Genomic DNA, 5,464 nt, shown 5'->3' with positions numbered 1-5,464 from the left:
TTTTTGTGTGTTGTGGGTTTGTGTTTTTTTGGGGCCTGTTTTGGGCTTTCTGTTGGTTTTCGACGGAGAGTTTGATCCTGGCTCAGGACGAACGCTGGCGGCGTGCTTAACACATGCAAGTCGAGCGGAAAGGCCCTTTCGGGGGTACTCGAGCGGCGAACGGGTGAGTAACACGTGAGTAACCTGCCTTTGGCTCTGGGATAAGCCTGGGAAACTGGGTCTAATACTGGATGTTCATATCTGTCCGCATGGGTGGGTGTGGAAAGTTTTTCGGCCAGGGATGGGCTCGCGGCCTATCAGCTTGTTGGTGGGGTGATGGCCTACCAAGGCTTTTACGGGTAGCCGGCCTGAGAGGGCGACCGGCCACACTGGGACTGAGACACGGCCCAGACTCCTACGGGAGGCAGCAGTGGGGAATATTGCACAATGGGCGGAAGCCTGATGCAGCAACGCCGCGTGAGGGATGACGGCCTTCGGGTTGTAAACCTCTTTCAGCACCGACGAAGCGGGAGTGACGGTAGGTGCAGAAGAAGCGCCGGCCAACTACGTGCCAGCAGCCGCGGTAACACGTAGGGCGCGAGCGTTGTCCGGAATTATTGGGCGTAAAGGGCTCGTAGGCGGTTTGTTGCGTCGAGAGTGAAATCCCACGGCTTAACTGTGGGACTGCTTTCGATACGGGCAGGCTAGAGGTAGGCAGGGGAGAGTGGAATATCCGGTGTAGCGGTGGAATGCGCAGATATCGGATGGAACACCGGTGGCGAAGGCGGCTCTCTGGGCCTTACCTGACGCTGAGGAGCGAAAGCGTGGGGAGCGAACAGGATTAGATACCCTGGTAGTCCACGCCGTAAACGTTGGGCGCTAGGTGTGGGGGACTTTCCACGTCCTCCGTGCCGCAGCTAACGCATTAAGCGCCCCGCCTGGGGAGTACGGCCGCAAGGCTAAAACTCAAAGGAATTGACGGGGGCCCGCACAAGCGGCGGAGCATGTTGCTTAATTCGAGGCGACGCGAAGAACCTTACCTGGGTTTGACATGCAGGGAAATCTCGTAGAGATACGGGGTCCGTAAGGGTCCTGCACAGGTGGTGCATGGCTGTCGTCAGCTCGTGTCGTGAGATGTTGGGTTAAGTCCCGCAACGAGCGCAACCCTCGTCCTATGTTGCCAGCGGGTTATGCCGGGAACTCATAGGAGACTGCCGGGGTCAACTCGGAGGAAGGTGGGGATGAGGTCAAGTCATCATGCCCCTTATATCCAGGGCTGCAAACATGCTACAATGGTCGGTACAAAGGGTTGCGAGACCGTGAGGTGGAGCGAATCCCAAAAAGCCGGCCTCAGTTCGGATCGGGGTCTGCAACTCGACCCCGTGAAGTTGGAGTCGCTAGTAATCGCGGATCAGCAACGCCGCGGTGAATACGTTCCCGGGCCTTGTACACACCGCCCGTCAAGTCATGAAAGTCGGCAATACCCGAAGCCCATGTCCTAACCCCTTGTGGGAGGGAGTGGTCGAAGGTGGGGCTGGCGATTAGGACTAAGTCGTAACAAGGTAGCCGTACCGGAAGGTGCGGCTGGATCACCTCCTTTCTAAGGAGCAGGTGGGTCGTCGTCTGGTGGGTCTGGAGTTGTTCTGGGTCTGTTGTGGGCGGTTGGTCTGCTGCTTGTTAGTGGAACGTCGACTGTTTGGCGCCTTTGCTGGTTGGTTTCTGTTCTGGTACTGCCTGCTGCTGCTGCTGTGGTGGTGGTGGGTGTGGAAGGGGTGGGGGCTGGTTGGTGGGGTGTTGTGGTGCGCTGTTGGGTCCTGAGAGATCAGGTGGCTGGCTTCTTTGTGGGGTTGGTGTCTGGTTTTTCTGGTGTGTTTGTTGTTTGAGAACTGCATAGTGGACGCGAGCATCTTTATTCTTGAGGACATGGCTTGATTTTGTTGGGTTGTGTTTTTGAGGGTTTTTGTGTTGGTGTTGTTTGGCAAGTTTTTTAGGGCACTCGGTGGATGCCTTGGTACCAGAAGCCGATGAAGGACGTTGGAGCCTGCGATAATCCCTGGGGAGTTGGCAACCGAGCTTTGATCCGGGGGTTTCCGAATGGGGAAACCTGGCTGGGGTTATGCCCAGTCGCCAGCATCTGAATTCATAGGGTGTTGGAGGGAACGCGGGGAAGTGAAACATCTCAGTACCCGTAGGAAGAGAAAACAATTGTGATTCCGTGAGTAGTGGCGAGCGAAAGCGGATGAGGCTAAACCGTGTAGGTGTGAGAGCTGGCAGGTGTTGCCTGCGCGGGGTTGTGGGAGCGTTTTTGCTGGGGCTGCTGACCTGGCGGGAAGTGATAAACCGTTGCGGAAGCTGAAGGGTCTGGAATGGCCTGGCGTAGTAGGTGATACCCCTGTAGGTGTAATGTGACGGCTTCCTTGAATGTTTCCCAAGTAGCACGGGACCCCTGAAATCCTGTGTGAATCTGGCGGGACCACCCGCTAAGCCTAAATACTTTCTGGTGACCGATAGTGCACTAGTACCGTGAGGGAAAGGTGAAAAGTACCCCGGGAGGGGAGTGAAATAGTTCCTGAAACCGGGTGCCTACAATCCGTCAGAGCCTTCGGGTGATGGCGTGCCTTTTGAAGAATGAGCCTGCGAGTTAGTGGTGCGTGGCGAGGTTAACCCGTTGTGGGGTAGCCGTAGCGAAAGCGAGTCTGAATAGGGCGTTGAGTCGCGTGCTCTAGACCCGAAGCGGGGTGATCTACCCATGGGCAGGGTGAAGCGTGGGTAAGACTGCGTGGAGGCCCGAACCCACCGGCGTTGAAAAGCCGGGGGATGATCTGTGGGTAGGGGTGAAAGGCCAATCAAACTCCGTGATAGCTGGTTCTCCCCGAAATGCATTTAGGTGCAGCGTTGCGTGTTTCCTACTGGAGGTAGAGCACTGGATGGTCTAGGGGGCCGACAAGCTTACCGAAATCAGCCAAACTCCGAATGCCAGTAGGTTGAAGCGTGGCAGTGAGACTGCGGGCGATAAGGTTCGTGGTCGAGAGGGAAACAGCCCAGATCATCAGCTAAGGCCCCTAAGCGTTCGCTAAGTGGAAAAGGATGTGGAGTCGCAGAGACAACCAGGAGGTTGGCTTAGAAGCAGCCATCCTTGAAAGAGTGCGTAATAGCTCACTGGTCAAGTGATTCTGCGCCGACAATGTAGCGGGGCTCAAGCGGACCGCCGAAGCTGTGACATTCACGCATGTGCCTAGCCGCGCGCCTTTGGGTGTGTTGGTTTGGGTGTGTGGATGGGTAGGGGAGCGTCGTGTGGCGTGGGAAGCGGCCGGGTGACCGAGTCGTGGATGCTGCACGAGTGAGAATGCAGGCATGAGTAGCGAAAGAGGGGTGAGAAACCCCTCCGCCGAATGACTAAGGGTTCCAGGGCCAGGCTAATCCGCCCTGGGTAAGTCGGGTCCTAAGGCGAGGCCGACAGGCGTAGTCGATGGACAACGGGTTGATATTCCCGTACCGGTTTTGTTGCGCCCATGCTGAGTCCGGTGATGCTAAGCAGACGAACCTGTGCGCGCCTTTCGGGGTGTGTGTGGGGGTGTGTGTGGCCCGATCCGGTAGTAGGCAAGCGATGGGGTGACGCAGGAGGGTAGCTCTACGCGGCGATGGTAGGCCGAAAGGCTGATCCGCGGGCAAGGATGTAGGACTCAGGGTAGGTAAATCCGTCCTGTGTATGTCTGAGATCTGATGCCGAGCCGATTGAGGCGAAGTGAGTGATCCCATGCTGTCGAGAAAAACCTCTAGTGAGTGACAGAACCGCCCGTACCCTAAACCGACACAGGTGGTCAGGTAGAGAATACCGAGGCGATCGGGTGAACCGTGGTTAAGGAACTCGGCAAAATGCCCCCGTAACTTCGGGAGAAGGGGGACCGAAACCGTTACCACACGTGCTGTGGGAAGCGGTGGAGGTCGCAGAGACCAGGCCCAAGCGACTGTTTACTAAAAACACAGGTCCGTGCGAAGTTGTAAGACGATGTATACGGACTGACGCCTGCCCGGTGCTGGAACGTTAAGAGGACCCGTTAACCCTTTCGGGGGTGAAGCGGAGAATTTAAGCGCCAGTAAACGGCGGTGGTAACTATAACCATCCTAAGGTAGCGAAATTCCTTGTCGGGTAAGTTCCGACCTGCACGAATGGCGTAACGACTTGGGCGCTGTCTCAACCACGGACCCGGCGAAATTGCATTACGAGTAAAGATGCTCGTTACGCGCAGCAGGACGGAAAGACCCCGGGACCTTTACTACAGCTTGGTATTGGTGGTCGGTTCGGCTTGTGTAGGATAGGTGGGAGACTGTGAAACCCTGACGCCAGTTAGGGTGGAGTCAACGTTGAAATACCACTCTGGTCGTACTGGCTGTCTAACCTCGGTCCGTTATCCGGATCAGGGACAGTGCCTGGTGGGTAGTTTAACTGGGGCGGTTGCCTCCTAAAAGGTAACGGAGGCGCCCAAAGGTTCCCTCAGCCTGGTTGGCAATCAGGTGTTGAGTGTAAGTGCACAAGGGAGCTTGACTGTGAGACTGACGGGTCGAGCAGGAGCGAAAGCTGGGACTAGTGATCTTGCGGTGGCATGTGGAAGCGCCGTGACTCATCGGATAAAAGGTACCCCGGGGATAACAGGCTGATCTTGCCCAAGAGTCCATATCGACGGCATGGTTTGGCACCTCGATGTCGGCTCGTCGCATCCTGGGGCCGGAGCAGGTCCCAAGGGTTGGGCTGTTCGCCCATTAAAGCGGTACGCGAGCTGGGTTTAGAACGTCGTGAGACAGTTCGGTCCCTATCCGCTGCGCGCGTAGGAGACTTGAGAAGGGCTGTCCCTAGTACGAGAGGATCGGGACGGACGGACCTCTGGTGTGCCAGTTGTACCGCCAGGTGCACTGCTGGTTGGCTACGTTCGGAAGTGATAACCGCTGAAGGCATCTAAGCGGGAAGCACGCTTCAAGATAAGGTCTCCCACCGGCTCGACCGGGTAAGGCCCCCAGAAGACGACTGGGTTGATAGGCCAGAGGTGGAAGCGAGGACCTAAAGACTCGTGTAGCTGACTGGTACTAATAGGCCGAGGGCTTGCCACACACCAAACACAAGCGTGCTATGCGTCCACTATGCGGTTCTGAAACAACAAACCACCACCCCCCGCCCACACCGCAACCCCCGCCACACCCACCCGGGAAAGAAACACCGGGCTGGATGTGGCAGCACAAAGAGGGGGAAAAGCAAGCGGCGGCACGGGGCGACAACAACAGTACAGTGGTTGACTGTTTCACAGCGTTACGGCGGTCACAGCGAAGGGGAAACACCCGGTCCCATACCGAACCCGGAAGTTAAGCCCTCCAGCGCCGATGGTACTGCAGGGGCCACCCTGTGGGAGAGTAGGACACCGCCGGACACCACACACAAGAAGAGGGCCACCCACCAGGGCGGCCCTCTTCTTGCGTCCCGAGGTATGTACGG

General features: G+C 57.2%; 3 rRNA genes. All 3 read left to right on the top strand.

From position 1 onward, the window contains the following. The first annotated feature begins 59 nt into the window (after positions 1-59). Positions 60-1,579, top strand: a 16S ribosomal RNA gene (locus ABNF93_RS34410). 376 nt (positions 1,580-1,955) lie between these two features. Next, a 23S ribosomal RNA gene (locus ABNF93_RS34405) occupies positions 1,956-5,085 on the top strand. A 197-nt stretch (positions 5,086-5,282) separates the two neighbouring features. After that, positions 5,283-5,399 (top strand): 5S ribosomal RNA (gene rrf, locus ABNF93_RS34400). The 16S, 23S and 5S rRNA genes sit together here, the layout of an rRNA operon. The last annotated feature ends 65 nt before the right edge of the window (positions 5,400-5,464 follow it).

Origin of the sequence: Actinopolymorpha sp. B9G3 (genome assembly GCF_040120725.1) — a bacterium.
Taxonomy (GTDB): domain Bacteria; phylum Actinomycetota; class Actinomycetes; order Propionibacteriales; family Actinopolymorphaceae; genus Thermasporomyces.
The sequence above is the reverse complement of the archived record's forward strand: the minus strand, read 5'-3'. Positions and strand labels throughout refer to the sequence as shown.